The sequence below is a fragment of the Brevibacillus jepli genome, from assembly GCF_047229145.1.
Classification (GTDB): Bacteria; Bacillota; Bacilli; order Brevibacillales; family Brevibacillaceae; genus Brevibacillus.
In genome coordinates this window covers 1-25,558 of the sequence record NZ_JBFEFW010000011.1, presented here as the reverse complement: position 1 = coordinate 25,558, position 25,558 = coordinate 1, and the positions used below count along the sequence as shown (strand labels likewise).

Sequence of the window (25,558 nt, the reverse complement as noted above, 5' to 3'; positions counted from 1 at the left end):
GCATGCCCGAGCTAATTGCCCGGCATGCATCTGATGTCTATCAGGTTAACGATTAGCGAGTTACCGAAAAGCCTTTTTTGAACTCTTCGATCGCTGCGTTAAATTCTTTTTCATCTGGAAGCTCATGTGTCGTACGGATATGCTCCAACAGTTGTGGTTTGTTGGAATCCAGGTAGGACAGAAGCTCCTTCTCAAAGCGGCCTACGTCTCCTACTGGAATATCATCCAGGAAACCTTTTGTTGCTGTATAGATAGAAGCAACTTGCTTCTCAACTGGCATTGGATCGAACTGGCCTTGTTTCATGATTTCCATCAAGCGCTCACCACGAGTCAGACGAGCTTGGGTTGCTTTGTCCAGATCGGAACCGAACTGAGCGAAAGCAGCGAGCTCACGGTATTGAGCCAACTCAAGCTTGAGTGGACCTGCTACCTTTTTCATCGCCTTGATTTGCGCCGCACCACCTACGCGGGATACGGAAAGACCAGTGTTCACCGCTGGACGTTGACCTGCGTTGAACAAGTCTGTCTCAAGGAAGATCTGACCGTCCGTGATGGAGATCACGTTGGTTGGGATGTATGCAGAAATGTCACCCGCTTGGGTTTCGATGAACGGCAGAGCAGTAATAGAACCGCCACCCAGTTCATCAGACAATTTTGCAGCGCGCTCCAGCAAACGGGAGTGCAAGTAGAAAACGTCACCAGGGTATGCTTCACGACCTGGAGGACGGCGAAGCAAGAGGGACATTTCGCGGTATGCAGATGCCTGTTTGGACAGGTCATCGTATACGCAAAGAACGTGTCCGCCTTTGTACATGAAGTACTCACCCATCGTTACACCTGCATAAGGAGCCAGGTACAGCATCGGAGCTGGGTCAGAAGCTGTAGCGGAAACGATGATCGTGTACTCAAGTGCACCTGCTTTACGCAGTGTTTCTACGATATTTGCAACGGTGGATTGCTTTTGACCGATTGCTACGTAGATACATACCATGTTTTTACCTTTTTGGTTGATGATCGTGTCGAGCGCCACTGCTGTTTTACCAGTTTGGCGGTCGCCAATGATCAACTCACGCTGTCCACGACCAACTGGGATCATCGCGTCAATCGCTTTGATACCTGTTTGGAGTGGCTCGTGAACGGATTTACGCGCCATTACGCCAGGAGCTGGGCTCTCGATCGGGCGGAAACCGTCATTAGCAATTGGGCCTTGACCGTCGAGCGGTTGACCCAGTGGGTTTACTACGCGACCAAGCATTGCTTCTCCAACTGGAACTTCCATAACGCGGCCGGTACGTTTTACAGTATCGCCTTCCTTAATGTCGCGGAAAGGTCCCATAATAACGACACCCACGTTATCTGCTTCCAAGTTGAGTACCATACCCATTACGCCATTTTGGAACTCAAGAAGCTCCCCTTGCATGGCATTTTCCAAACCGTGAACGCGGGCGATACCGTCACCAACTTGGATAACAGAGCCTACATCCACAACTTCGATTTCAGATTTAAAGTTAGCGATCCGCTCTTTAATGAGGGAGCTAATCTCTTCTGGTCTGATTGCACTCACTTAATTCACCCCATTCATCCAACTTCTTACAACCACCGAACTTTACGCTCTTTGCGCAAAGGTTTCCAACTTTGTTTTCAGGCTGCCATCATACAGACGGTCACCAATCTTGATAATAATGCCGCCGAGAATCGTAGGATCTACGACTGTTGTCAAACGCAGCTTTTTGTTCAGCGTTTGGCCGAACTTCTCAGCCAGCTCATTTTGTTCTTCAGTAGAAAGCGGTTTTGCACTTGTGACAACCGCATCTGCGAATCCACGAGCTTCGTTCGCCAATTGTACAAAAGAACGGTAGATGTCAAACAGATCAACTTCCCGTCCATTCTCAATCAGGACGTTCAAGAAGTTAAAAGTCTCTTCAGCTACATGGCTTTTGAACAATTCGTCAGCGAGCGTGGCTTTCGCATCTGCTGCGATGTGCGGGTGCAGCATGATCTTTTTCAGATCTTCATTGCCTTCAATAGCTTGCACGATCGCACCCAGGTCTGTTTCCACCTGATCAATCTTGCTACGCTCACTCGCTACTTCAAAGAGAGCGCGAGCATAACGTTTTCCTACTGCGCTACTCATAGGCGATCTCCCACTTGTGCGAGAAATTTGTCAACAGTAGACTTTTGAGCTGCTTCGTCCAGTTCTTTCTCGATGATCTTGGAAGCCAAGAGCACGGAAAGACCAGTCATTTGCTCACGCAGTTCGAGTTTTGCTTTTTCTACTTCACGAGCCAGTTCAGCACTTGCATCTGCTTTCATGCGCTCAGAAGCTGCTTGTGCTTCAGCAACGATTTTGCTTGCTTCATCAGACGCTTGCTTTGCAGCACGGTCGATGATCGCTTTGGATTCAGCGCGAGCTTCATCCAATAGACGGCGTTGTTCAGCCAAAAGCTTTTCGGATTCCTTGTGGTTGCGTTCCGCTGTCGCGAGTTCGTTCTCAACATGAGCACGGCGCTTTTCCAGCACATTCGCAATCGGTTTTGTTGCATATTTGGAAACGACGATCAACAGCAAAACGAAAATAATCACCTGGAGTAGTAATGTGCCCCATTCCAGGGATACGGCTCCAAACTCAACCATTTTTAGTTCACTCCTTCCTGACAAACGAAAGATTCTGTAATAAGTTCCATCGAGTACTTACCAGAATTTTAACTAGAAGACTTCCTTGCCAAACTTTGGCCGAAGCCTGATTTTTCGCTACTTAAAGATAGGCGAAGGTGACCCTCCGCCTATTTAATACTGTTCAACTGTTCGCTTAGCCCAGACGACCCATCAAGATGAAGCCTACAGCTACTGCGATAATTGGAATCGCCTCTACGAGACCCATACCGAGGAACATGATACCCATCAGGTTACCACGAGCTTCAGGTTGACGAGCTACACCTTCAATTGTTTTAGAGATTACGTTACTTGCACCAAAAGCACCACCAAGTGCTGCCAAACCGAAAATAAGACCCATAGCAATCGCTACACCCATAACTTCCATGTTAAAAATACCTCCCTAAATTGTTGTTAACCAAAACTAGATTTTAGTGTTCATCATTCACAAGTTGTGAAATGTAAACCATAGATAGAGTCAAGAAAATGAACGCCTGAATTGCACCTACGAAGACGGAGTAGCCGAGCCAGATAAACAATGGTGCCGCGGCCAAAATACCTCCACTCAACAGGAAGGCAATCATGATCTCTTTTGCAAAGAGGTTACCGAACAAACGCAGAGGAAGCGTCAACGGTTTAATGATAAACTCCTCAAGAATGTGAACCGGGTTGAGGAATACATGCTTAAACCAACCACCTGGACTTTTCTTGATACCGAGGTAGTGGGAGTAAAGCAACACCACCAATGCCAAACCAAATGTTACGCTTGGCGTAGCAGTTGGCGACTTCCACCAGACAACGTGAGCGCCTTTTCCATCCAGTTCGTGTTGAACCTCTTCACGTTTCTTCGCTTCGGCTTCTGGCGTAGGAGCAATCGTCAGCATTTTCATAACGCTTTCGCTGACTTCTCCTTTATGCAATGTTGAGACGTTGGCGACTACACCCAGCTGGTTTCCAATGAAGATGTAGAGGAACAATGTAATACCAAGCGTCATCATCATCATGACTTTCTTGTGATCCATGTATCCTGCAGAAACATTCTTGACGAAGTCAAAAATCCATTCGACAGCGTTTTGCTTGGCACCCGGAACTCCAGTTTCCAGCTTACGCGTCATTACGAACAGGAAAATAAACACAAGCAGTGCGGTTAGAACCATCATCAGAATTGTAGCGATGTCAAATACCATTCCAGCCCACTCAAACCGTAACGTATAATGTTTACCCATCTTTTCACCCCTTTCCATCAATAGATAGAGGTTGTCCGAAACATCTGTCTAAGCACTGGAATCGAACGCTCTCTGTTGATTCATTTCATGTTAAGCAAAGCTGTACCAAATCTATTTGAAATTGCGGTATACGAGTAGAAAGCCGATCCCTTGGATCAAGAACAACCCAAGCAGGACCCCAGATAACGTGAAAATGTGAGGAAAAAGAAAGGTAAGATACGCTGAAAGGCCGGCGATCATGAACCGGAGCATCGTCCCTGTTCCTTTTGGTCTTACATCAGGGTTATCTGCTATTTGCCCTACGACCCAGACCTTGCCAGCCAGAACGATGGTATTAATAATTCCTGCCACGGTTCCGAGTAACAAACTCTGTAAGAAAACTTTGTGATCAGGCAATAAAACCAATAAGATTACAAACAATGCCAAACACCAAAAAGAATAGCGAAAAGTCCTTCGCATTGCTAAAGCAAACGCTTCCATCGTTCGTCACCCCCTAAAGATACGGGCGAATGAGTCGATAGACAGTGTATACACCAACAGCAATCCCTGTAATCAAGCCGATAAGCAAGAACCAAGGATCAGTCGCTAGTAGGCGATCCGCGTATCTGCCGATCATAAAACCGGCAACCACACAAATGGCAAAGTCAAGACCAAGTACGCTGACCAAACCAAGTGCTCGCCATGGATTGTCAAGTTTCGCCAGTTTATCCTTCTCCTTTCACATAAGGAGAGGGCACACAATTTCCAAATGCCCTCATCCATATTAACGAAGATTTATTCCCTTTGTCAACGCAAGCGTTTCTGTGTACACAAAGCGTTCACAATTTAAAATTTAAATTTTCTCGACAATTGTCGAGACCCCTTGTCCACCACCGATGCAAAGGGTAGCTAACCCATATTTTGCCCCTTCACGCTTTTGCAATTCATGCACGAGCGTAACCAAAATTCTCGCGCCACTCGCACCGATTGGATGCCCCAATGCAATGGCTCCGCCGTTGACATTCAGCTTCTCGCGCTCAAAGCCAAGTGCTTTGCCAACAGACAGCGATTGGACAGCAAAAGCTTCGTTCGCTTCGATCAAATCGATGTCACCAATCGACAGCCCCGCTTTTTCCAGTACACGTTTGGTCGCGGGAACAGGACCGTACCCCATAATGCTCGGATCAACACCTGCACTTGCATTTGCTATGATACGGGCGAGTGGTTTTACACCCAGCTCTTCCGCCTTTTCGCGGGTCATGATCAAGAGAGCAGCTGCTCCGTCGTTGATGCCGGATGCATTCCCAGCCGTTACGGTTCCATCCTTTTTAAATGCAGGCTTCAGCTTGCCTAGTGCTTCGGCTGTTACGCCAGCACGCGGGAATTCGTCTACGGCAAACAGCACCGGATCTCCCTTGCGCTGCGGGATCGGAACTGGCACAATTTCTTCTTGAAAACGACCGCTGGCGAGCGCTTGCTGAGCTTTTTCCTGGCTCCACGCCGAGAATTCATCCTGCTCATCGCGTCCGATTTCGTATTTGGAGCAGAGATTCTCCGCTGTGATGCCCATGTGGTAGTCGTTGAATGCACACCACAGTCCGTCGCGAATCATGGAGTCCACGACTTTCTGATCTCCCATACGGTAGCCTGAACGCGCTCCTTCCATTAAGTATGGTGCCTGGCTCATATTTTCCATACCGCCAGCCAAGACTACCTCCGCCTCATCTGCAAGGATCGACTGAACAGCCAGATGAACGGCTTTCAGACCGGAACCACAAACCTTGTTGATTGTCAGGGCTGGAACTTCATGAGCAAGGCCCGCGTGAATAGAAGCCTGGCGCGCCGGGTTTTGACCCAAGCCTGCTGACAGTACGTTCCCCATAATCACTTCATCGACCGCTTCCTTGGAAACACCTGCACGCGCAAGAGCAGCTTCCAGTACGATCCCGCCCAGCTTTGTCGCGCTGACACCTGCAAGCGTTCCTTGAAAGCTACCTATAGCAGTGCGCACAGCACTCGCAATGACGATTTCTTTTTGACTCATCTTCCACACACCCCTCGAATTCACAGGATAGGCAACCTTCTTAAGATTCCATCTTTTCATGTTAATTCCTGCCGAGAAATCGCTTTCTTTTCCTGTTCAAGAAAAAACCGTCACGGCTCTTGGGAGAAGAGGGTGACGGTCTGTTGGATTTATAGTAGTGATTCTGCAATCTCGTCGACGATATTGTTAATAGCAATCGGGCCGTAGTAGGCGATCCACACGGTGGTATTTACCTCGTACACCTTATTTTCCTTGACGGCTTTTAGCCCTTTCCAAATAGCGCTGTTTTTGTACTCGTCCGTCAATGCTTGATTGGCTTTGTCCGTTACGACAAATAAGTGATCAGCATTTACCTCTGGCATGACCTCCAGAGAAATCATCGTGGCTGTATCTGATTTGTCCATGGCTGGCTTAGGAGGAGTCAGGCCCAAATCGGTATACAAGATTGCGGCCGTACGGTGTTCAACTGTGTGCAGTCGAATGGCATTGTCACGAGGACGAATAAGTGCGACGGTCTCACCCTTGAGCTTTGTTGCAAGTTCCGCTTTCAATTTGTTCGTTTTGTCCTGGTAGTCCTTTACAATTTGCTCCGCTTCTTTTTCTTTTTCGAGAATTTTCCCGAACGTCAGCAGTGTCTCCCGCCAGTCTTCGTTTCGATCAAACATGATGGTTGGAGCTATTTTGGACAAATTATCATAGATTTTATCCTGGAACTCCGTGCAAATAATCAAGTCAGGCTCCATCGCCACAATCGCTTCGGAATTCGGCTCATCCCTTGTTCCGAGTACCTGGACATCCTTTAGCTTGTCCATGAGATACTCCGGAAACTTCGTGCCATCCCCGGTTGTAATGACACTGGCTGCGGGCAGCTCCCCCAAGGCCAGCATTTGATCTGCGTATTGCGTATCCAGTACAGCGATTTTGACTGGTTTAAAATCAAGCGTCAACTCGCCTTTCATGTGCTTGATTGTACGCGTCTCGCTTTTCTTCACTTCTTGATTCGCGCTGGATTGTGCTGTATTCGACTGCGTCGCTACCTGATTCGAAGCGCCTGTTGCTGTGCTCCCCGAATTGCTAGTATTCGTACCGCCGCCTGAGCAGGCTCCGAGCAGCAAGGTAAGGCTCAACATCAGGTTCAGCGCCAGCATCGCTTTTGTACTCTTATACATCTGTACGGCTCCCCCATCTCTTGATCGCAAATGATTTTGATTTTCATTTTCAATGTGATCATTATATTTCCACAGCTTTCTGCCAGCAATGGAATATCGCGACAAGAATAATGGACTTTGACGACGCTGTTCTGCTGTCAGAGGGTTTTCTTTAAAAGAAGACGGAGAGATACCTGTATGTTTTTTGAAAATACGACTGAAATAATAGCTGTCTGCATAACCTACTGCCTCCGCTACTTCTTTTAGACCAACATTCGTTTGACGCAGCAGCTCCTGAGCTTTTTGAATGCGTACTTGAATCAAATAATCGATAGGACCAATTGCTAGCTGGGCTTTGAATGTACGTTGCAGAGATCGAGAGCTGCAGTTCAGGAGCGTAGCAAGATCATCGAGTGTGAATGCCTCTGCGTAATGCTCCTCGATAAAACGGACGGCCTGAACGACCAGATTCGGAACGGTAGCACCGATTCCTTGGGACTGCATCTGCGTCATTAGCTCGCATACGAGTTGATAGAGAAGGGCTTTGGCACGTAGCTTGTCTAAGTTGCCGTTGTGATTCCATGCTTGTTGCATACGAGATATGGCGACAAATACATTCGCTTGATGCATCGGAGTAAAACCGTATTGGATGTGAAAAGGCTGTGTTTTCTCCAGTAAACGAAGGAGCTCCTGCCTGCTGGGCAACGGCAAATGAGCCTTGTACAAAATTAGAAAGTACTCCAGCTCATCCTGCACTTCCTCAATATCCACGTATGTTCCTTTACCAGCATGAGATATATAGCAATTCTTGATGGTATGCACGTTTCCATCAAGACGAAGCAGACCACTGCCTCTGACTGTAAAAAGAAAGGCACTTGCCGGCAATTGATAGGATCGCAGCTGCTCCCCTGCCTGCATGACGATATGCCGCACATCGTGTAGTCTTATGCTAGCCTGATTCCATAATAAAATATGATCATCCACGTTCATTGTCCCGCGCTCAACTCCTTGTTAACCCTCCCATCTTTCTCTTTTCATTCTATTTGATAACCATTCTCATTTCTATAGAAAAATCAAAAGATTGCACACTATGCTGATCGAACAGCACGAACATATATTACCTCGTAGGTCACCGGGATACCCGCTTCTCTTTTGTACGTCTGCTCATAATAGCGAGCCATTTCTGCGAGCAGCTTTCTGCGTCCAAGACCGTTGGCCTGCTCCATGCTAGCACTGGCCCCCACAGCCTTTACGGCATGCAAGAATTCCCATACTCCCGGATAAGTAAGCCGCTCATATTTCCTGATCACCTCTAAATCGGTAAACCCCGCTTGCTCCAACAGCTCGCACCAATGACGCGCAGAGAGAAATTCCAAACCATGACGTACTCCCTTCTCACCCAAAATCAAATGAGCATTCGCAAACGAATCATGCAGCTCCCAAAATGTATCTGGTCCAAAAGTCGAAAAAAACAAAGGGGCTCCGGGCTTCAGGATGCTCCCCAATCCTTCCAGTGTTTTCTCTGGTTTGGCAAACCACTGAAAGCATGCCCCAGATACAATCAAGTCTTTGGATTTCTCCTGTTGTTCCCAGACCCATTCCTCAGCATCTGCTTGAAAAAACGAGCAAGCCAGACCGTGCTTCCACAGATTTTTCTTTGCCTGCTCCAGCATGCCTGAAGCGATCTCTACGACCTCGTAATGGGCATCAGGAAAATGCTTGCGAATGGTACGGGTTAGCCCCCCTGTTCCACAGCCTATCTCTACGATGTTATACACCTTGCACAAGCTTGTTTTCTCGGTAACCATTTGACTCAACTGTTCGGCCATTTTCTTTTGGACGAGTGCGTATTTTTCGTATGACGCTGCCTTTTCACTGAATCGGTTGCTGATTGCTCTCTTCTGCAAGCTGCTCCACCATCCTTTTTAGCGAATCTCCTACGACAACAGGGACAAATACATGCGGGGCATGACCACAGTCAGGAATTGGCACGAAATGGGCACCTGCAAGGCTACTCGCCAGTTCTTCGCCGGCTGCGAGGGGACAGATAGCATCCTCGGTTCCATGGATAACGAGGGTCGGACAAGACAGGGAAGACAGGAGTGGTCGACAATCCTCTTCCTCTAAATACGTCAAGCCCGCGAGCAATGCCGAAAGACTCCACTGTTGACAGTCCAGCCCAACAAGCTGGCCGATTTGCTCGCGCTCTTTTGGCGTAAGCATCTGTTCTACAAATGAATCCATCACCCGCTCACGGGCTATTGAAAGCTGTTTTTTCATCCGTCGCAAAACAGCAGGATGCCATCCTCTGTGAAGGTCCTGCTGTTCATGGGTAAAGCGAGCTGTCGTGCCGATTAGCACAAGCCCCGAGACTGGGTACTGAGAAGCGAGGCGTATCCCGAGCATTCCGCCCATGGACCACCCCACAACAATGAGTTCCTGAGCAGAAAGAGAGCGGACTTCCGCCTCTACCCTCTCGTAAAATTGCAAGGAATCAGTGACGTCCGAATAATGGGGCGTGATGTGCTGATAGGCAGGGAATTGCGAGCGAACCGCATGCCAACTGCATTCTGACATTCCCCATCCTGTTAGCCACAGCATTGCTTTTCTCACGTTATCGTCCCTCCCTCTGTAGCTCGTCCCTGATGACGCTCACTTGCTCGCAAGCCCATTCCAGCTCTTCACGTGTATGGGTAGCCATCACCGTAAATCGGATACGCGCTGTTCCTGCTGGCACTGTTGGTGGTCGAATCGCCACTGCTGCAATTCCTCGCTGCCTAAGCCTATTGCTAAATTGCAATGTCCGTTCATTCTCTCCGATTGTGAGCGGGATGATCGGTGTATCTTCGTCGTCTACGGTAAAGCCGCGTGAACGAAGCAGCTGGCGAAACAAGCTTGCGTTCTGCTTCACAGCTCTTTTTCTCCAAGTCTCTGTTTGAACCAAAGACAAAGCTGCCAGATTCGAACCAATCACAGCAGGCGGCAGCGCTGTCGAATAGACTAACGAGCGCGCTTTTGTCATCAGATAACGAATGATGATCTCATCTGCGCACACGTATGCGCCATAAACACCGAATGCCTTGCTGAAGGTTCCCATCAAAACATCTACTTGTCCGGTGATTCCCAGCTCGTGACACAAGCCTTGCCCTTCTTCTCCACGCACTCCCCCTGCATGCGCTTCGTCAACCATCAGCATGGCATCATAGCGATCTCGCAGTTGTACCAATTCAAGAAGGGATGCTTTATCTCCGTCCATGGAAAAAATGCTGTCCGTGACAATCCACTTCCGTCTTATATCCGGATGCTTTTTCAGCAAAAATTCCAGATGCTCCATATCGTTATGTCTGTATCGAAAATGCTCCGCCCGGCTGAGAACAATCCCATCGACGATGCTGGCGTGATTCAACCGATCACTAAACACCGCATCACCTCTTCCGGCAAGTGCTGCGATCACCCCCGTATTTGCCTGATAGCCGTTTGCAAATACAAGTGCACCTTCTCTTTGTTTCCACGTAGCCAATTGCTGTTCCAGCTCATCGTACAACGCGTAGTTGCCATGGACGAGACGAGAGGCAGTTCCTCCTGCCCCCCACTCCTGCGCCGCCTTCTTTCCAGCTTCTATGATTCGTTGATCGTGTGCCAAGCCTAAATAATTGTTCGATGACAGGTTTAAGAGTCGTTTGCCTGCGACGTGAATCCACGTTCCTGCGCGATCACTAGCTGACTCTACGGTGCTCCACTCTCTCGTCAACGATTGCCTTCTCAACAAATCGTATTCTTCTTCCAACCATGCGTATCTTTTTTTCATGGAAGGCCCACTGCTACAGTGCACACAGCTCGATTTCAAACCCGAGGTCTTCAATCATCTGGTGATCTGTCGTGATTTCCTGCCCAGGTGTCGTCAAATAGTCGCCAACGAACAACGAGTTGGCCGCGTACAAGGCGAGTGGCTGCAAGGTGCGCAAATTGACTTCGCGACCACCTGCAACGCGAATTTCTTTGTCAGGGCATATGAATCGGAACAAAGCCAGAACACGAAGAGCCTTGAGTGCTGGAGTTCGTCCTTTATCCGCCAAAGGAGTTCCTGGAATCGCGTTCAAGAAATTGATTGGAATGGAATCTGCATCGAGAGTGCGCAGGGCAAATGCCATCTCAACAATTTCCTCATCGCTCTCCCCCATGCCGATGATCACACCTGCGCATGGTGACATCCCTGCTTTTTTTACAGTATCCACCGTCTGTACGCGTTGATCGTACGAATGTGTGGTTGTAATCGCTTCGTAATGATTGCGACTCGTATTGAGATTATGGTTGTAGCGGTGAACACCTGAATCTTTCAGGCGGGTTGCCTGCTCGTCGCTTAAGATCCCCAAGCAAGCGCATATTTTCAAAGGCATCGTCTCACGGATTTCTTTGACTGCCTCTATGACCTGCCCCAGCTCTTTTTCAGTTGGGCCGCGTCCTGAAGCGACAATACAGTATGTACCTGCCCTTCGATTCATCGCTTCTCGTGCACCTGCGAGCAATGTCTCCTTGTCCAGCAGCGTGTATTTGGCTACGGGAGCATTCGAAACAATCGACTGTGAGCAGTAACCGCAATCCTCCGGGCATAGGCCGCTCTTGGCGTTGATGATCATGTTCAGCTTGACCTTTTTGCCGAAGAAATGCTTTCTGACACGAAAAGCTTCGTTCATTAACACCAGCAGCTCATCATCTGGCGCTTGCAAAACCTTCATTGCCTCTTCCTGCGTAAACTCTACTTTGTTGATCGCTTTATGAGCGTATCCCTTCCAATCCAGACAGGTGCTTTGCTCCATTTTCTCGTCTCCTCTTTTTATGATTAATGGCTCCACTGACACAGCTGTCCGATGTCTACACATTCTTGGATCAGCTGTGTCAACTGCTGGCGCTCTAACGGTTGGTTAATCCATGGAAGTACGCCCCATACGGGAACTCCCCCATAGCTCTCGATCATGCTCGCGTTTGTTTTGACACTCTCATCGGTGACACCAGCTGAGTTGCTTTGATTCAGGATGACACCTACAACCTCGATCCCGAGTTCCCGTGCATACCAAACGGACAAGAGTGTATGGTTAATCGTGCCGAGCCCAGCCCGAGCCACGATGAGCATGGGCAGATTCAGACGGACAGCCAGATCTGCCATCGTCTCGGTTGGAGTCAATGGCACAATCAGACCACCTGCTCCTTCGACAAGGAGAGCCGGATAACGTTCCATCAGGGGGCGCCCGCAAGCGATTACTTCTTCCATGGTCAAGCTTTTCCCCTCCGCTTCAGCAGCCAGAAGAGGGGTAAGCGGTGCCTCAAAACAGAGCGGGGCTATCTCCTCACACAAATCAGGCACTCCGCTCCACGATCTCAAGTGTCTAGCGTCACTGTCCTCATCATGTGCTCGTGCACCTGACTGGACTGGCTTCCACACCCCTATGTCCACCCCCGTCTTACGTAGCACGGATGCGATTCCGGCAGTCACAATCGTTTTGCCTACTCCTGTATCTGTTCCAGCGACGAACAATCCGGAAAAAGGACGCTTACACATGCCCCTCACTCCCCTTCACCTGTCGTTACCTCCCGAATGGATTCCGTCAAAATCCGAACCATGTCCGCCAACTCTTCGATTGTCGATACGAGCGGTGGGATGAAGACGATGACATTACCTAATGGTCGTGTCAGGAGTCCTTTTTCTCTCGCTACCTGACAGACACGCACCCCGATTCGCTCATTCCAGTGATAAGGCTCCTTGGTCTGTTTATCACAAACCAGCTCGATTCCCGCCATCAAGCCTTTTTGCCGGATATCCCCTACATGAGGCAGGTCGCGAAGTGGCTGTAGCAATTGATCCAGATCGATCGCTTTTCGTGCCACCTGTTCTACCAGTCCTCGCTCCTCCATCAGCCGCAGATTGGCGAGAGCAACTGCACAGCCAAGTGGATTTCCCGTGAACGAATGTCCGTGGAAAAAGGTTTTTTGTTCTTCGTAGTCGGCGTAAAAGGCATCATATATCTGCTCCGTCACCAAGGTAGCAGCTACAGGCAAATACCCTCCCGTAAGCCCTTTGGCAACCGCCATTATGTCTGGCACGACCCCGTCATGCTCACAAGCGAACATTTTTCCTGTACGCCCAAAGCCTGTCGCTACTTCGTCTGCGATCAGCAAGACATCATGAGCGCGCAATAGCTCCGCAATCTTTTTCAAGCAACCGTCCGGCATGATAATCATGCCGCTTGCTCCCTGCACGACGGGCTCAACGATCATCGCCGCAATCCCATGTGCCCGATCCTTCAGCAAGCTTTCCAGACTGCTCAACGTGGCTTTTACCGCTTCTTCTTCCCCTCCTTGCCTGTATGGGTACGGATATGGAATGACATGGGGAGAAAAGAGCAGTGGTTTGTAGACTTGATGGTAGAGGGGAATCGCACCAACACTGGTCGCTCCGATCGTATCTCCGTGATAAGCATTGTTCATCGTGATAAACGAATGCTTTCCAGTCTGTCCGCGATTTTGCCAGTATTGGAACGCCATTTTCAACGAGATTTCAACGGCTGTAGCCCCGTTGTCAGAGTAAAAGACTTTGCCCAGACCTGTTGGAGCGAGGTGAATCAGCTTTTCAGCCAAGAGGATAGACGGCACATTTGCCATACCGAGCAAGGTAGAATGGGCAATCTGGTCGAGCTGTTCCGTGATCGCCTGATTCAGTTCAGGAACGTTGTGGCCATGGACATTCAACCATACGGAGGAAAACCCGTCGTAGTAAGCCTTGCCGTTCACATCAAACAGCTTGATCCCTTCTCCTCTCGCAATAATCAGCGGCTCCTGTGCGACGTAGTCTTTCATCTGGGTGAAGGGATGCCATACGTATTGCTTGTTTTTCGCGGAGAGCTCTTCAAAATTATTTAACAACCAAATCACAACCTTGGTTAACATATATTTGTTAACCGTTATTTTAAAATGGTTAACCTATTTTGGCAAAGCTTTTTTCTCGACTTGGAAAAATTAGAAAGACCTTTTGTTTGAGTCAACATTGTGGAGGAGAAGAAAAAGCACAGTTCTCTACGACTCTGACACGCCAGCATAGGGGATTGACTGTCCGTCTCCACTTCAAAAAGGGGACCATCGAGCCAAAGCCACCCTACGGGCGGAAGTTTCTCAAGGAAGAAGTGTTCGACAAGCGTGGTCCCCTTTTTGAAGTTCCGACTGGGTAGGCGTTGTCAAGGTCTGCGAGCCCTGTGCTTTTTCTGCTCACCAGCTTTCTCAGTTCATCGATACCGCCTTTGTAAATTGTTATAGACAGAAAAAGGCCAAGCTCCTCTTGGTTAGAGAAGCTTGACCTTTCATACTGATATTCTTATTTATCTTGATGCAGGATGCGATAAAGCGCTACGACACATACCGCTCGCGTCGTCGGCTTGTTCGGTTGATAATTTCCACCGATTGGATCAATCAAGCCAAGACCGACCATGTTGTTGATGGAGGTAGATGCCCAGGATGGCCAGGTTCCTTTATCAGAGACCTTTTTCGTCGCTCCCTTTTTCTTCACCAGTCGATCAAGAATGACTGCCGCCTCTGCGCGGGTCACCGGCTTATCCGGACGGAAGGTTTTATCATCGTACCCCTTCACCAAGCCTTTGGAAACAGCCACTTGTACCGCACCTTGCGCATAGGAAGGCACCTTGTCCTTAAAGTTCAGCTTCGGCGAGGATGGGAGCTCCCAATTAAACGTACGTGCAAGTAAGGTGACGAACTGTGCTCTTGTCAGGGAAACCTCTGGACCGAACGTCGTCTCCGTCAAGCCCTTCACGTAGCCCTTTTCCGCCATATATGTGATTTCTGCCTTGGCTGGATGCTTCGCGATATCCGTAAATCCAGCGCTCGTTCCTGCATTGTCCAAGTAGTATGGAATGTACTTGCCGTAGCTGTTGACATCATATACCCACTGTCCTTGTGCATTCACAGTTCCCAGAAGTGGATCTAATGTATTGTTCACTTCGTTTACGTACAAGAGTCCGACACCTTTTCCAGCAAGCCACTGCTTCGGTGCCAAGGTCAACTGAATCGACGAAGTAGACATCGCATCTTCTTGTCCTGCTTTCAGCTCACCCGGCTTAATGGTAAACGAATAATCAGCAGGGACGTAACCTGGCATCGGCTGGGTCACGATTGACTCCACATCGATCAGCGCAGTATCCAAGAAGGATGCTGTATTGGCAAAGGAATAGTGGAGATCGAGCTCTGTTCCGAGTGACATGCTGCCTGGCAGTTCAGGTACAACCGCTGCATCACTCGGTTGACCTGCCTGGTTGCCCAAGAGGAGCGAGAATTCATCGAGGTACAGTGTTCCTTTGTCTTGTGTAATGCCATCATTGGCTTGGTCAACGACATACACACTCTTCAACTTCACTGGATACGCAACGTTGCTCGGGAAGTAGCCTTTGACCTGCTTCCAGCCCGTCCAATCGATTTCTTTTGCCAGATCGACATAGACTGGCTTGCCGTTTGCATCCACTACTTCTGCACGCAGCCAATGTCCGCTGTTGTCACCATTGACCCACAAGCCCAATCCTAGAGGCTTGCCTGGAATGGTAACTGGCGCAGCTCCCAGAACGCCGTACGAAATGCGCATGTTACTCGCTGGGGCTCCAGAGAAATTGTACACCAGCTTCGCTGCCTTTTTCGTGCGGAATGTCTGATCGGAGACGAGTGCGAACGAACCAGCCGAGCTGATGCTGGATGGATTTGCCGCATGGTACATGCCAACCTGATTGTCGAAGGTGAGCCATGGCTGTTCAAATTGTCCGACTGCAAATGGTACGGTTGTCGCCACGCCATCATACGTAATCGTCAGGTTTCCGGTGCCCGGCTCATTGCCTGCTACCAGTTGCAGATTGTCGTTGATGGTTGCTACAGAAGAATCGATACTCGCTTTTACGCTAAGTGGCGTCGCTTGTACGGTAGAACCCTTCTTCGTTTTGATTTTGATATCGAGAGTCAGGGATTGTCCCGGTGCAATCGTAATCGGATTCGGGGAAACGACGATTTGCGCAACGTCATTGCCGGAAATGACTTGAATGTCTTTATTTTGCGTCACATTGCCCAATGTCGCTGTCAATGTGATCTTGCCGGAACGAGCTGGTGTGAAGTGCTTGCCATCTACCGTTCCCGCTTCAGACTGACTAGCATCCCAAGTCACATTACCAGCATTGATCGCGTACGGCTGGTAATGAACGTCATAGCCTTTGGATGCGCTGAGTGGAATGGTTTGTCCGATGAGCACATCTGCCGGTACATCGATTTGGAAGCCTTTCAATTCTCCAGGAGGTGCAGTATTGTATACGGCCAGTCCAGTAGGCACTCGACGCTCAGCACCACCGCTCGGCTTATTCGCCAGATTCGCGTGTGTCTCACCCAGCATGCGTGCTGCCATGGTCGTAGAGCCGCCACCGTCAAAGTTTACAGCCCGATAAGAGCCGAGCTCCGCCATGATTTTTGCCAGCTCGTCCAAATAAACACCTTGACTCGCATCGATTGTGACCATGTACAAGGTCTTCCCGTCCTGGGAAACACCGACCGCTGTGCGCGCCGTCTTGTTCGTGATGGACTTGTCCGCTGGAAAGGACGCCAACGCTTTCCCTTGATCGACTAAAAGTACATTGCCCCCCACGGCATGGTTTAAGTCGAGTGTCTGCGGTGTCGTTTGGTACTCAACCGTCGCAGTAGCACCTACCGGGAAATTTTGCTTGAGAAATGCTCCTGCTGCTCCATGTCCCCAAAGAACATAGCCGTTGTATGGTATGAATACGCCCGGTTGATTCACACGAACTTCCTTGGCTACGTTGTCTACAAACAGAATCTCGACGACATCCTTGTAGCCCGGAATAGCACCCAAGCTAGTATTGCCGAAGGTAGGAGTATAGACGTTTAACTGGTTCTGGTGACTTTTTCTTCCGTCACTCGGGTTGTACTCTTCCTTGTTGACTCCCTGAATCGAATAGGTCGCACCATTGGGAGCAGTAACCTTCCCGCCAAAGCCAAACTTGTCGACGATGGCCATCTTGTCTCCCGTCAAGCCCAGAGCATACCAGTAGGAGACCAAGCCCATGGAAGAAATGAGTTGATCATCCTTCATGACAATGCCGAATGGAGCTCCCCGCTTCTTCATGTTAAAAAAGTCAGCGTTAATGGCAGCTACGGCACCCGTTTCACGCGCCATCTGTGTAACCGTCTGTTTATCTGTCAGCTTGCCTTGCGTGCCGTATACAGGCTTGACCTCAACATACGGATTATTCAGATCAACCTTGGTCACCATGATCGTGACTACTTGATTAGCAAATGATTTCGTATATTTTTGTAAAGTGGTCCCCTCACCAATCGGGGTTTGCCACATCATATTCAATGCACTGGTTTCCGCTCTGGCGTGTGCGACATTCGTCGCAAACGGCACAAACGGAACAAAAGCTCCCCAGGCCATGGTCGTGGCCGTGAGCAGCGTCACTATCCTTTGCGCTCTCATGTTGATTACTCCTCTCCCTATTCCAAAACTCTGTCTTTTACCACTATGTAAGTAACTAAACATTAGACGCTACGAGACCATGGATAGTTTCGCCAATTCTTTAGATTCTCTATTAGAAAAACATACCAAATCATCAGTCTTCGGAACCAAAATTTCCCTGTACCAACAAGAAACCCGCCCGGTTTTGACGAACGGTACCTGGCGGGTCTTCCTTGCTGTATGTTACTGACCTGGTTGGAAAGGCTCTGGTTGCTGATCTCGCAAACCAAAATGATAGAGGATCGCTTCCACGATACGTCGGGAAGCCTCTCCATCTCCGTATGGATTGACAGCGTGTGCCATTTCATCGTAAGCCGCTTGGTTGGTCAGCAGTTCTTTTGCCATTGCATAAACTTGCTCTTCGTCAGTTCCCACGAGCTTCAACGTACCTGCTTCAATTCCCTCAGGACGTTCTGTCGTATCGCGCAGAACCAGGACTGGTACGCCAAGAGACGGCGCTTCCTCCTGCACCCCGCCAGAATCGGTCAGGATGAGGTGGGCACGACGAGCGAAGTTGTGGAAATCAAGAGCATCTAGTGGTTCGATCAACGCGATGCGATCATGGTTTCCGAGAATCTCCTGCGCCACTTCTTGAACGGCAGGATTCAAGTGAACCGGATACACAACCGCAATCTCAGGATGCTCGTCCACCAGTCTTCTCACCGCACGGAAAATGCGGCGCATCGGCTCGCCCAAATTTTCGCGACGATGGGCCGTCATCAGCACCAGCTTATGATCTGCCACGCGGTCAAGCACCGGATGCGTGTAATCCTCACGAACCGTTGTTTTCAGCGCATCAATCGCTGTATTTCCTGTTACGTAGATGCTCTTATCCGGTTTTGCTTCGCGACGCAGATTGTCTGCCGATCCATCGGTCGGAGAGAAGTGGAGGTCAGCCATTACACCTGTCAACTGACGGTTCATCTCTTCCGGGAACGGCGAGTACTTGTCCCATGTGCGCAGACCCGCTTCCACGTGTCCGATCGCTACCTGGTTATAAAAAGCAGCCAGACTGGCAACAAAAGTCGTCGTCGTATCTCCGTGCACGAGGACAATGTCCGGTTTTACATCCTTGATCGCTTCATCAAGGCTTTCCAGTGCGCGAGTGGTCACACCCACCAGCGTTTGGCGATCCTTCATGATGTTCAAGTCAATGTCTGGCGTAATATCAAAAATGTCCAAAACCTGATCGAGCATTTGACGATGTTGGGCTGTCACGCAAACCACTGATTCGATCTGTTCGCTGTGCTTGTTCAATTCATGGACAAGTGGTGCCATTTTGATCGCTTCCGGACGTGTGCCGAATACCGTCATTACTTTTACAGTTTTCATCCGTTTTTCCCTCTCCGACTACTTCGTGCCGTACAAGCGGTCACCCGCATCGCCCAAGCCTGGCACGATGTATCCATGGTCGTTTAAATATTCATCAACAGCCGCTACGTAAATATCTACATCAGGATGCTCGTCCTGAACCAGCTTGATGCCTTCTGGTGCTGCGATGAGGCACATCAGCTTCAGGTTTTTTGCTCCGCGCTTTTTCAGAGCGGTGAGAGCTGCAACAGCAGAACCACCAGTCGCCAGCATCGGGTCAGTCACAATCAACTCACGCTCAGCAACATCGGATGGCAGCTTCACATAGTACTCAACAGGCTGCAGGGTTTCCGGATCACGGTAAAGACCTACGTGTCCTACTTTGGCAGCAGGGATCAGCCTCATCAGCCCATCCACCATACCAAGACCAGCGCGCAGAATCGGTACCAGCCCTACTTTTTTACCGGCAATCACATTTGACTGACAGGTAGCCACTGGTGTTTCGATGGTGGTTACCTCCAGCGGCATATCACGGGTAATCTCGTAGCCCATCAGTGTGGTCACTTCATCTACCAGTTCGCGAAATTCCTTGGTCCCTGTATTCTTGTCACGAATATACGTAACTTTATGCTGAATCAGCGGATGGTCAAACACATATACACGGCTCATGTTATTTCCTCCGTTTCCCTATCAATGCATCCTTTCTATAATAGCTGGTGAGATTGGCACAGTCAATTTGCCTAATCTTCGTACTTTTCCGCATCCTCGATGCTTGCTGGCCGCTCGAAAGTCGAAAAAAAGCAGACCCGTAGGGGAAAGTATCCACTGGGTCTGCTTCTCGTTGCATTGCTTAGATATTCAAGCCTTCGTACATCGGGAAACGTTGGCACAAAGCTGCCACACGTTGGCGTGCTTCCTCGTGCTTCGCAGCATCCTCTGGGTTTTTCAGTGTCAGAGCGATAATAGCTGCTACTTCTTTCATCGCTTCCTCATCAAAGCCACGGCTTGTTACTGCTGGCGTACCCATGCGCACACCGCTTGTTACGAACGGGCTTTGTGTATCGTAAGGAATGGTATTTTTGTTGGTAGTAATGCTTACTTCGTCCAACAGATGCTCAGCTACTTTACCTGTCAGGCCGATTTTGCTCACATCAACCAATACGAGGTGGTTGTCTGTGCCGCCGGAAACAAGTGTCAAGCCTTCTGCCGTCAGTGCCTCAGCAAATGCACGTGCATTCTTGATGATGCGCTCTGCGTAATCTTTGAAATCCGGTTGCAGGTTTTCGCCGAAGGCAACTGCTTTTGCCGCGATGATGTGCATCAACGGACCACCTTGAACGCCTGGGAACACGGATTTGTCGATCGCTTTTGCGAATTCTTCTTTGCACAAAATCAAACCGCCACGAGGTCCACGCAAAGTCTTGTGCGTCGTAGAAGTAACGAAATGCGCGTGTGGTACCGGGTTTGGATGCAGACCTGCCGCAACCAGACCAGCGATATGCGCCATGTCGACCATGAAGTATGCGCCCACTTCATCCGCGATCTCACGGAACTTGGCAAAATCAATTGTACGCGGATAGGCACTCGCACCAGCAACAATCAGCTTTGGCTTGTGCTCCAATGCTTTTGCACGAACATCTTCATAGTTGATCAGATGAGATTGCTCATCTACTCCGTAATCAACGAAGTTGTACAGAGTACCGGAGAAGTTAACTGCGCTACCATGCGTCAAGTGACCGCCGTGGGACAGGTTCATCCCAAGTACTGTATCGCCTGGCTGAAGAATCGTGAAGTATACAGCCATGTTCGCTTGTGCACCGGAGTGTGGTTGTACGTTCGCATGCTCCGCGCCGAAAATTTCTTTCACGCGATCGCGGGCGATGTTTTCCACGATATCCACATACTCGCAACCACCGTAATAGCGGCGGCCTGGATATCCTTCTGCGTATTTGTTCGTCAAAACGGTGCCCATTGCTTCCATAACTGCGCGGCTTACGAAGTTCTCAGATGCAATCAGCTCAATCTTGTCGCGTTGTCTTCCGAGCTCCAGTTGAATGCCTTCCAATACTTGCGGGTCTTGTTTACGCAAAAAATCTAGCATGATAGTTTCTCCTCCTTAAAAGTTCGTGATCAATAGACTTTTTTAACTGTCTCTTTTAGGTACAGCTTTCATTCGGTGCCGACTTCTCATAAACCGCCCGTGGCCCGCCAATCAGCTTGGGGCGAGTGCGTGCAGCCGTTACATGGGCTTGTCCAACGAGACGCTGTGTCGGACGTACCGGTACTGCCACATGCTTCAAATGCATACCGATTAGCGTATGGCCGATATCAATTCCTGCATGCGCACGGATTTCTTCCACAACGACTGCATCGATAAACTTTGTAAATGCATGCGCGGCCATCGACCCTCCAGCTGTCGGAACGGGAATGACCGAGACCTCTTCCAGTCCGTATCGCCATGCAACATCGCGCTCGACTACTAACGCCCTGTTCAAATGTTCACAACATTGAAAGGCGACAGCAAAGCCACGCTGCCTCGAAACGGATTGGATACCACGATAAATGGCCTGAGCCACGTCTTGGCTGCCAGCCTTCCCGATATGCTCCCCGAGCACTTCGCTGGTACTGCAACCAATCACCATGACTTGTCCAGTCTTAAGCTCTGCCAGATCAGCTACTTCTGCGACAATTTCACTGACTTGTTTTTCGATAGCGGATAAATCCACTTACTTCACTCCCGCATGCTTCGCTTCAATTTGGGAAATCTTTTCCACGCGACGTTCGTGGCGACCACCTTGAAACTCTGTTTCCAACCAAATTTTCACGATATCAAGCGCAAGACCTGGTCCAATTACGCGCTCGCCCATCGCCAAAACATTGGTGTTGTTATGCTCACGGGTAGCACGCGCAGAAAACGTATCATGCACGAGCGCACAGCGAATGCCGGGAACCTTGTTGGCTGCGATCGACATGCCGATACCTGTTCCGCAAACGAGAATGCCTCGATCAAACTCCCCTGCTGCCACCTTTTCCGCTACTGGCAAAGCATAATCGGGATAATCAACCGATTCCTCGCAGGTGCAACCGAAGTCTTCTGTCTGGATGTTCATGGAGGCCAACAGAGTCTTGATCTCCTCTTTTAGCTTATATCCACCATGATCAGCAGCAAGTGCTACTTTCATCTGTCATCCCTCGCTTGTCTCATAATCTTCGTATAGTATACATCAAAAAACAATAAGTAAAAAGTGAACATTTTTATCAGATTACTAAAAAACGTTCGTACTCTCATGAAAAACAAGGCCCTGGCTATCCACCAGCACCTTATTCATCCACTGATTTACGAAGGCCCGATTCCTTGAGTGTAGTCGTGAGCCTATCCAGCGCCTCTTCAATTTCTTCAGCACACCTGCGATAATCCATCAGTGAACCCCCGTACGGATCAGCAATATCACTATAGCCTTCTATTCCTACGAATTCTTGCAAGGTATGCACCTTTTCAGCTGCCGAGGGGAAATACGTCAAGATCGCGCGCTTGTGCCCGTGCGTCATCGTCAAAATGACATCTGACCATTCAATTAACCCATCGTCCACCTTGCTTGACTGATGGTCGTGGGCGATTCCTCGCTCTTCCAATACTTGTCTGGCGTGCAAGGAGGCTGCCTGACCGGCAAATGCCGCGACTCCAGCCGAGCGTATTTCAAATCCCTGCCCGTCTGTCTTCGCACGGAACATCGCTTCAGCCATTGGGCTTCGGCACGTATTTCCCGTACAAACGAAAAGTATCCGTTTCACGTATCGCTCCTCCTAGCCTATTTATCAGTCCGGTTATATCATAAATTTTAACCCAAAACCAAACAAAATAAGTCCGCCTACCAATTCACTATAATCCCCGAGCCACCCTCCTACACTCCTGCCTAGCAATAGCCCGAAGTAGGTCATCGTAGCACCCATCACGCCGAAAAGGGAAATAGCCAAAATTCTGTTGACCTCAATCAAGCCAAAAGAAAAACCGACGGTGAAAGCATCCAGACTTACACTTAACGCGAAGACCAATAGCCCGAATCCATTTGTTTTCAATACACTTTTTTGATCCCCTTGTACGAATCCATTCCATAGCATATGCAAACCGATGATCATGAGGACTCCGCCGCCTATAAACACGGCTATATCTCCAACCAAATCGGACAAATATGCCCCAACCACAATCCCGATTATAGGCATCATAATATGAAACAGTCCGATGGTGATACTTACTTTTACAATCTCTCGTAACCGAATTCCAACCATACCTACGCCAATCCCCAACGAAAAGGCATCCATGCTTAAGGCGAAAGCAATAATGAGCAACGTCAAAAATTGCCCCCATTGGAATAACACCTGGTCCAAATAGCTCCCCTCCCGTCTCTTCACCTTATGCGGACAAGGGGGAGTTTAGGACATGTTTACACGGACAAGACACGGCCTCCAGCAGCCTTTTCCAAACGGTTCATTACAGCCATGCCCAGCCCATCACGTGGGAAGGTCTCACCTACAATGTACTGTACCTCTTGATCGTCGAATTCACGAAGCACAGCATATAGCTGTTGGGCAACCTCTTCCAGATCCTCTTGTGATCCAACAATGAGAACGACATCTGCCTCAGGGCGACTGTGCCAATAGGGTGCCGTTTCTTTCGTTGCCAGCACGCCGGTTTTTTGACCGTGCTGTTTCGCTTGCTGCAGCATGTCTTCCATTCTTTCGCGAGCCTTTTCACGATCCCCAGACACCAACCACATTTCCCCTTCCGGAGCGTAATGTGTATATTTCATCCCGGGAGAGCGAGGCGCCTCGGCAGCTCCTACTTGAAAAGAGGGGTCCAGCTCTACATAGCCAATCACTGGTTCCATCTGCTCGCGTGTGATGCCTCCTGGGCGCAGAATCATTGGCGGGTCCTGCGTGACATCTATGACTGTCGACTCTACACCGACACCTGTTGCCCCACCATCGACCACACCTGCCACTCTGCCATCCAAGTCAGTCAATACATGCGTCGCCGTCGTTGGACTCGGACGCCCTGAGCGATTGGCACTTGGTGCAGCAATCGGTACTCCCGCTTCCTTGATCAGAGCCAAGGCTATCGGATGATCTGGCATGCGAACCCCGACTGAATCCAGCCCTGCTGTTACCAACGAAGCTACCTGATCCGTTTTTGGCAAAATCACCGTCAAGGGACCTGGCCAAAATGCCTCCATCAGCTTTTTCCCTTTCTCCGGAACTTCACTTGCTACCGTGGACAACTGGTCCCACGCTCCAATATGTACAATCAGCGGATTATCGCTGGGCCTGCCTTTTGCTGTAAATATTTTTCCCACTGCTTCGTTCGCCAATGCATTCGCACCTAATCCGTAAACCGTCTCGGTAGGAAACGCGACAACTGCCCCTTCTCGAAGTAAACGGGCTGCATCCACAATCTGTGCACAACTATGCTGATTTTCCACATCGTTATCCACAGACCAGACTTTTGTCACAAAATTCATTTCCATCGTTAAAAAATCCTTTCTCTAGCTCGTTTCTTTGTAAGGAGTGCCTTAAGTATAGATGTGCACCTAAAAGTTTTCAACAGGCTGTGGGTAACTTGTGAATAACTTTTCTGAACAGCGTGGAAAAGAGAACATTGTTACCTTTTTTTAACTTCATCCGTCATTGCCTTGTAGTAGAATGAACACGAAAACAAAAACAACAACTTTCCCTTTATTGAAAGGACCGTGAATGATATGTCATCTTTTAAATCCATTGCTTCTAGCCTGCTCGGTACAGCTGTATTGTTAACAGCCGTCGCAGCCCCAGCATTTGCAGCACCTGCTTCACCTGCAACCTCCACAAAGTCTGCTGTACAAGCGCCAAAGCCACAAGCAAATGGTGTCGTGTTCACACCAAAAACCATTACGGTCGATACGAAGGAATTTCAAGGTAAAGTATCCATCCCAGTCATTAGCGGGATGAAGGATAAAGCATTTGAAGCACAGTTGAACGCTACGCTGCTTAAAGAAGCGCAAACAGGCTTGGCGGAAGGACAAAAATCCGGCAAAGAAGACGCGGCAGACGCGAAAAAATACGGATGGGAGCCACGCCCTCATGCGCTCGACATCTCCTATGACGTGCACAATGCTGGCAAGCTCGTTTCATTCTCTGTGCAAACCTACATTTACACAGGTGGAGCACATGGCATGACAGATGTTACGTATTACACGATCGATAATCAGGCCAAAGCGAAACAGCTGAAGCTGGCTGATCTGTTCCAGCCTGGCTATGATTACCGTACGATTCTCAATCAAATCATTAAACAGCAAATGAAGGAACAAACTTCACCAGACGGCTTCAATCCTTATTTCGACTTCGACAGCATCAGTGAAGACCAAGGCTTCTCCTTTAAAGACGGCAACCTGGTCATTCATTTTGGCCAATACGAAATTGCCCCGTATGCAGCAGGTATGCCAGCGTTCACGATTCCTGCTCATCGTTACCAAGGTCTGTTAAAGCCTGAGATTCGTGAGGCTTTGTTCAAAAAGTAATCATCGCAATCGAGTAGGAGGGGGTGACTAACCCCCGTCCTCTCACACCACCGTACGTACCGTTCGGTATACGGCGGTTCATC

Annotated in this window: 25 protein-coding genes; 1 reads left to right on the top strand and 24 read right to left on the bottom strand. The window is 49.3% G+C overall.

The genetic code is table 11. From position 1 onward, the window contains the following. Nucleotides 1–52: 52 nt before the first annotated feature. The 24 genes from atpA to AB1L17_RS13575 form a co-directional block, all read right to left on the bottom strand. Nucleotides 53–1,564, bottom strand: a complete 1,512-nt coding sequence (gene atpA, locus AB1L17_RS13690; protein WP_412845393.1) for a F0F1 ATP synthase subunit alpha — start codon at nt 1,562–1,564, stop codon at nt 53–55. Between the two features lie 42 nt (nt 1,565–1,606). Then, complete coding sequence (locus tag AB1L17_RS13685) at nt 1,607–2,134, bottom strand: F0F1 ATP synthase subunit delta (protein ID WP_412845392.1); 528 nt, start codon at nt 2,132–2,134, stop codon at nt 1,607–1,609. Beyond that, the gene (gene atpF, locus AB1L17_RS13680) at nt 2,131–2,634 is read right to left on the bottom strand and encodes a F0F1 ATP synthase subunit B (protein ID WP_412845391.1); all 504 of its coding nucleotides are present in this window, start codon (nt 2,632–2,634) and stop codon (nt 2,131–2,133) included. The genes AB1L17_RS13685 and atpF overlap by 4 nt, the downstream gene beginning before the upstream one ends. A gap of 175 nt (nt 2,635–2,809) precedes the next feature. Beyond that, nucleotides 2,810–3,040: a F0F1 ATP synthase subunit C gene (gene atpE / locus AB1L17_RS13675; protein WP_017252354.1), complete on the bottom strand. Its 231-nt coding sequence runs from the start codon at nt 3,038–3,040 to the stop codon at nt 2,810–2,812. A gap of 43 nt (nt 3,041–3,083) precedes the next feature. Further along, complete coding sequence (gene atpB, locus AB1L17_RS13670) at nt 3,084–3,878, bottom strand: F0F1 ATP synthase subunit A (RefSeq protein ID WP_412845390.1); 795 nt, start codon at nt 3,876–3,878, stop codon at nt 3,084–3,086. A 111-nt stretch (nt 3,879–3,989) separates the two neighbouring features. Further along, a complete protein-coding gene (locus AB1L17_RS13665; RefSeq protein ID WP_412845389.1) occupies nt 3,990–4,358 on the bottom strand; it encodes an ATP synthase subunit I in 369 nt (122 codons plus the stop codon). 13 nt (nt 4,359–4,371) lie between these two features. Next, entirely contained in the window at nt 4,372–4,545 is a 174-nt protein-coding gene (locus tag AB1L17_RS13660; RefSeq protein ID WP_307724157.1) for an AtpZ/AtpI family protein, read from the bottom strand. Between the two features lie 165 nt (nt 4,546–4,710). Then, nucleotides 4,711–5,901, bottom strand: coding sequence for an acetyl-CoA C-acetyltransferase (locus tag AB1L17_RS13655; RefSeq protein WP_412845388.1), 1,191 nt, complete (start codon nt 5,899–5,901; stop codon nt 4,711–4,713). A gap of 149 nt (nt 5,902–6,050) precedes the next feature. Further along, nucleotides 6,051–8,039 carry an ABC transporter substrate-binding protein gene (locus tag AB1L17_RS13650; RefSeq protein WP_412845387.1) on the bottom strand — a complete coding sequence of 663 codons (1,989 nt, stop codon included), beginning with the start codon at nt 8,037–8,039 and terminating at the stop codon, nt 6,051–6,053. Between the two features lie 98 nt (nt 8,040–8,137). Beyond that, nucleotides 8,138–8,956, bottom strand: a complete 819-nt coding sequence (gene bioC / locus AB1L17_RS13645; protein WP_412845386.1) for a malonyl-ACP O-methyltransferase BioC — start codon at nt 8,954–8,956, stop codon at nt 8,138–8,140. Beyond that, the gene (locus AB1L17_RS13640) at nt 8,922–9,662 is read right to left on the bottom strand and encodes an alpha/beta fold hydrolase (protein WP_412845385.1); all 741 of its coding nucleotides are present in this window, start codon (nt 9,660–9,662) and stop codon (nt 8,922–8,924) included. Before AB1L17_RS13640 ends, bioC begins: the two co-directional genes overlap by 35 nt. Nucleotide 9,663: 1 nt before the next feature. After that, on the bottom strand, nt 9,664–10,857 hold the full coding sequence (gene bioF / locus AB1L17_RS13635) for an 8-amino-7-oxononanoate synthase (protein WP_412845384.1): 1,194 nt from the start codon (nt 10,855–10,857) through the stop codon (nt 9,664–9,666). Between the two features lie 13 nt (nt 10,858–10,870). Beyond that, nucleotides 10,871–11,866, bottom strand: coding sequence for a biotin synthase BioB (gene bioB, locus AB1L17_RS13630; protein ID WP_412845383.1), 996 nt, complete (start codon nt 11,864–11,866; stop codon nt 10,871–10,873). 23 nt (nt 11,867–11,889) lie between these two features. Next, nucleotides 11,890–12,606, bottom strand: coding sequence for a dethiobiotin synthase (gene bioD, locus AB1L17_RS13625; RefSeq protein ID WP_412845382.1), 717 nt, complete (start codon nt 12,604–12,606; stop codon nt 11,890–11,892). A gap of 5 nt (nt 12,607–12,611) precedes the next feature. Beyond that, entirely contained in the window at nt 12,612–13,991 is a 1,380-nt protein-coding gene (gene bioA, locus AB1L17_RS13620; protein ID WP_412845381.1) for an adenosylmethionine--8-amino-7-oxononanoate transaminase, read from the bottom strand. A 421-nt stretch (nt 13,992–14,412) separates the two neighbouring features. After that, nucleotides 14,413–17,574 (bottom strand): phosphodiester glycosidase family protein, encoded by a 3,162-nt coding sequence (locus AB1L17_RS13615; protein WP_412845380.1) that lies wholly within the window; start codon nt 17,572–17,574, stop codon nt 14,413–14,415. A gap of 222 nt (nt 17,575–17,796) precedes the next feature. Further along, on the bottom strand, nt 17,797–18,945 hold the full coding sequence (gene wecB / locus AB1L17_RS13610) for a non-hydrolyzing UDP-N-acetylglucosamine 2-epimerase (protein ID WP_412845379.1): 1,149 nt from the start codon (nt 18,943–18,945) through the stop codon (nt 17,797–17,799). A gap of 18 nt (nt 18,946–18,963) precedes the next feature. Then, a complete protein-coding gene (upp, locus tag AB1L17_RS13605; RefSeq protein ID WP_412845378.1) occupies nt 18,964–19,593 on the bottom strand; it encodes a uracil phosphoribosyltransferase in 630 nt (209 codons plus the stop codon). A gap of 181 nt (nt 19,594–19,774) precedes the next feature. Beyond that, complete coding sequence (glyA, locus tag AB1L17_RS13600) at nt 19,775–21,025, bottom strand: serine hydroxymethyltransferase (protein WP_412845377.1); 1,251 nt, start codon at nt 21,023–21,025, stop codon at nt 19,775–19,777. A gap of 55 nt (nt 21,026–21,080) precedes the next feature. After that, nucleotides 21,081–21,650 carry a TIGR01440 family protein gene (locus tag AB1L17_RS13595; RefSeq protein ID WP_412845376.1) on the bottom strand — a complete coding sequence of 190 codons (570 nt, stop codon included), beginning with the start codon at nt 21,648–21,650 and terminating at the stop codon, nt 21,081–21,083. Then, on the bottom strand, nt 21,651–22,106 hold the full coding sequence (gene rpiB / locus AB1L17_RS13590; protein WP_007725502.1) for a ribose 5-phosphate isomerase B: 456 nt from the start codon (nt 22,104–22,106) through the stop codon (nt 21,651–21,653). Nucleotides 22,107–22,245: 139 nt separating this feature from the next. Further along, entirely contained in the window at nt 22,246–22,716 is a 471-nt protein-coding gene (locus tag AB1L17_RS13585; RefSeq protein ID WP_412845375.1) for a low molecular weight protein arginine phosphatase, read from the bottom strand. Nucleotides 22,717–22,749: 33 nt separating this feature from the next. Next, on the bottom strand, nt 22,750–23,310 hold the full coding sequence (locus AB1L17_RS13580; protein WP_412845374.1) for a manganese efflux pump MntP: 561 nt from the start codon (nt 23,308–23,310) through the stop codon (nt 22,750–22,752). A gap of 56 nt (nt 23,311–23,366) precedes the next feature. Beyond that, nucleotides 23,367–24,446: an L-threonylcarbamoyladenylate synthase gene (locus tag AB1L17_RS13575; protein WP_412845373.1), complete on the bottom strand. Its 1,080-nt coding sequence runs from the start codon at nt 24,444–24,446 to the stop codon at nt 23,367–23,369. 231 nt (nt 24,447–24,677) lie between these two features. On the opposite strand from AB1L17_RS13575, the gene AB1L17_RS13570 reads away from it, so the two are divergent. Beyond that, on the top strand, nt 24,678–25,475 hold the full coding sequence (locus tag AB1L17_RS13570; protein ID WP_412845372.1) for a DUF3298 and DUF4163 domain-containing protein: 798 nt from the start codon (nt 24,678–24,680) through the stop codon (nt 25,473–25,475). The last annotated feature ends 83 nt before the right edge of the window (nt 25,476–25,558 follow it).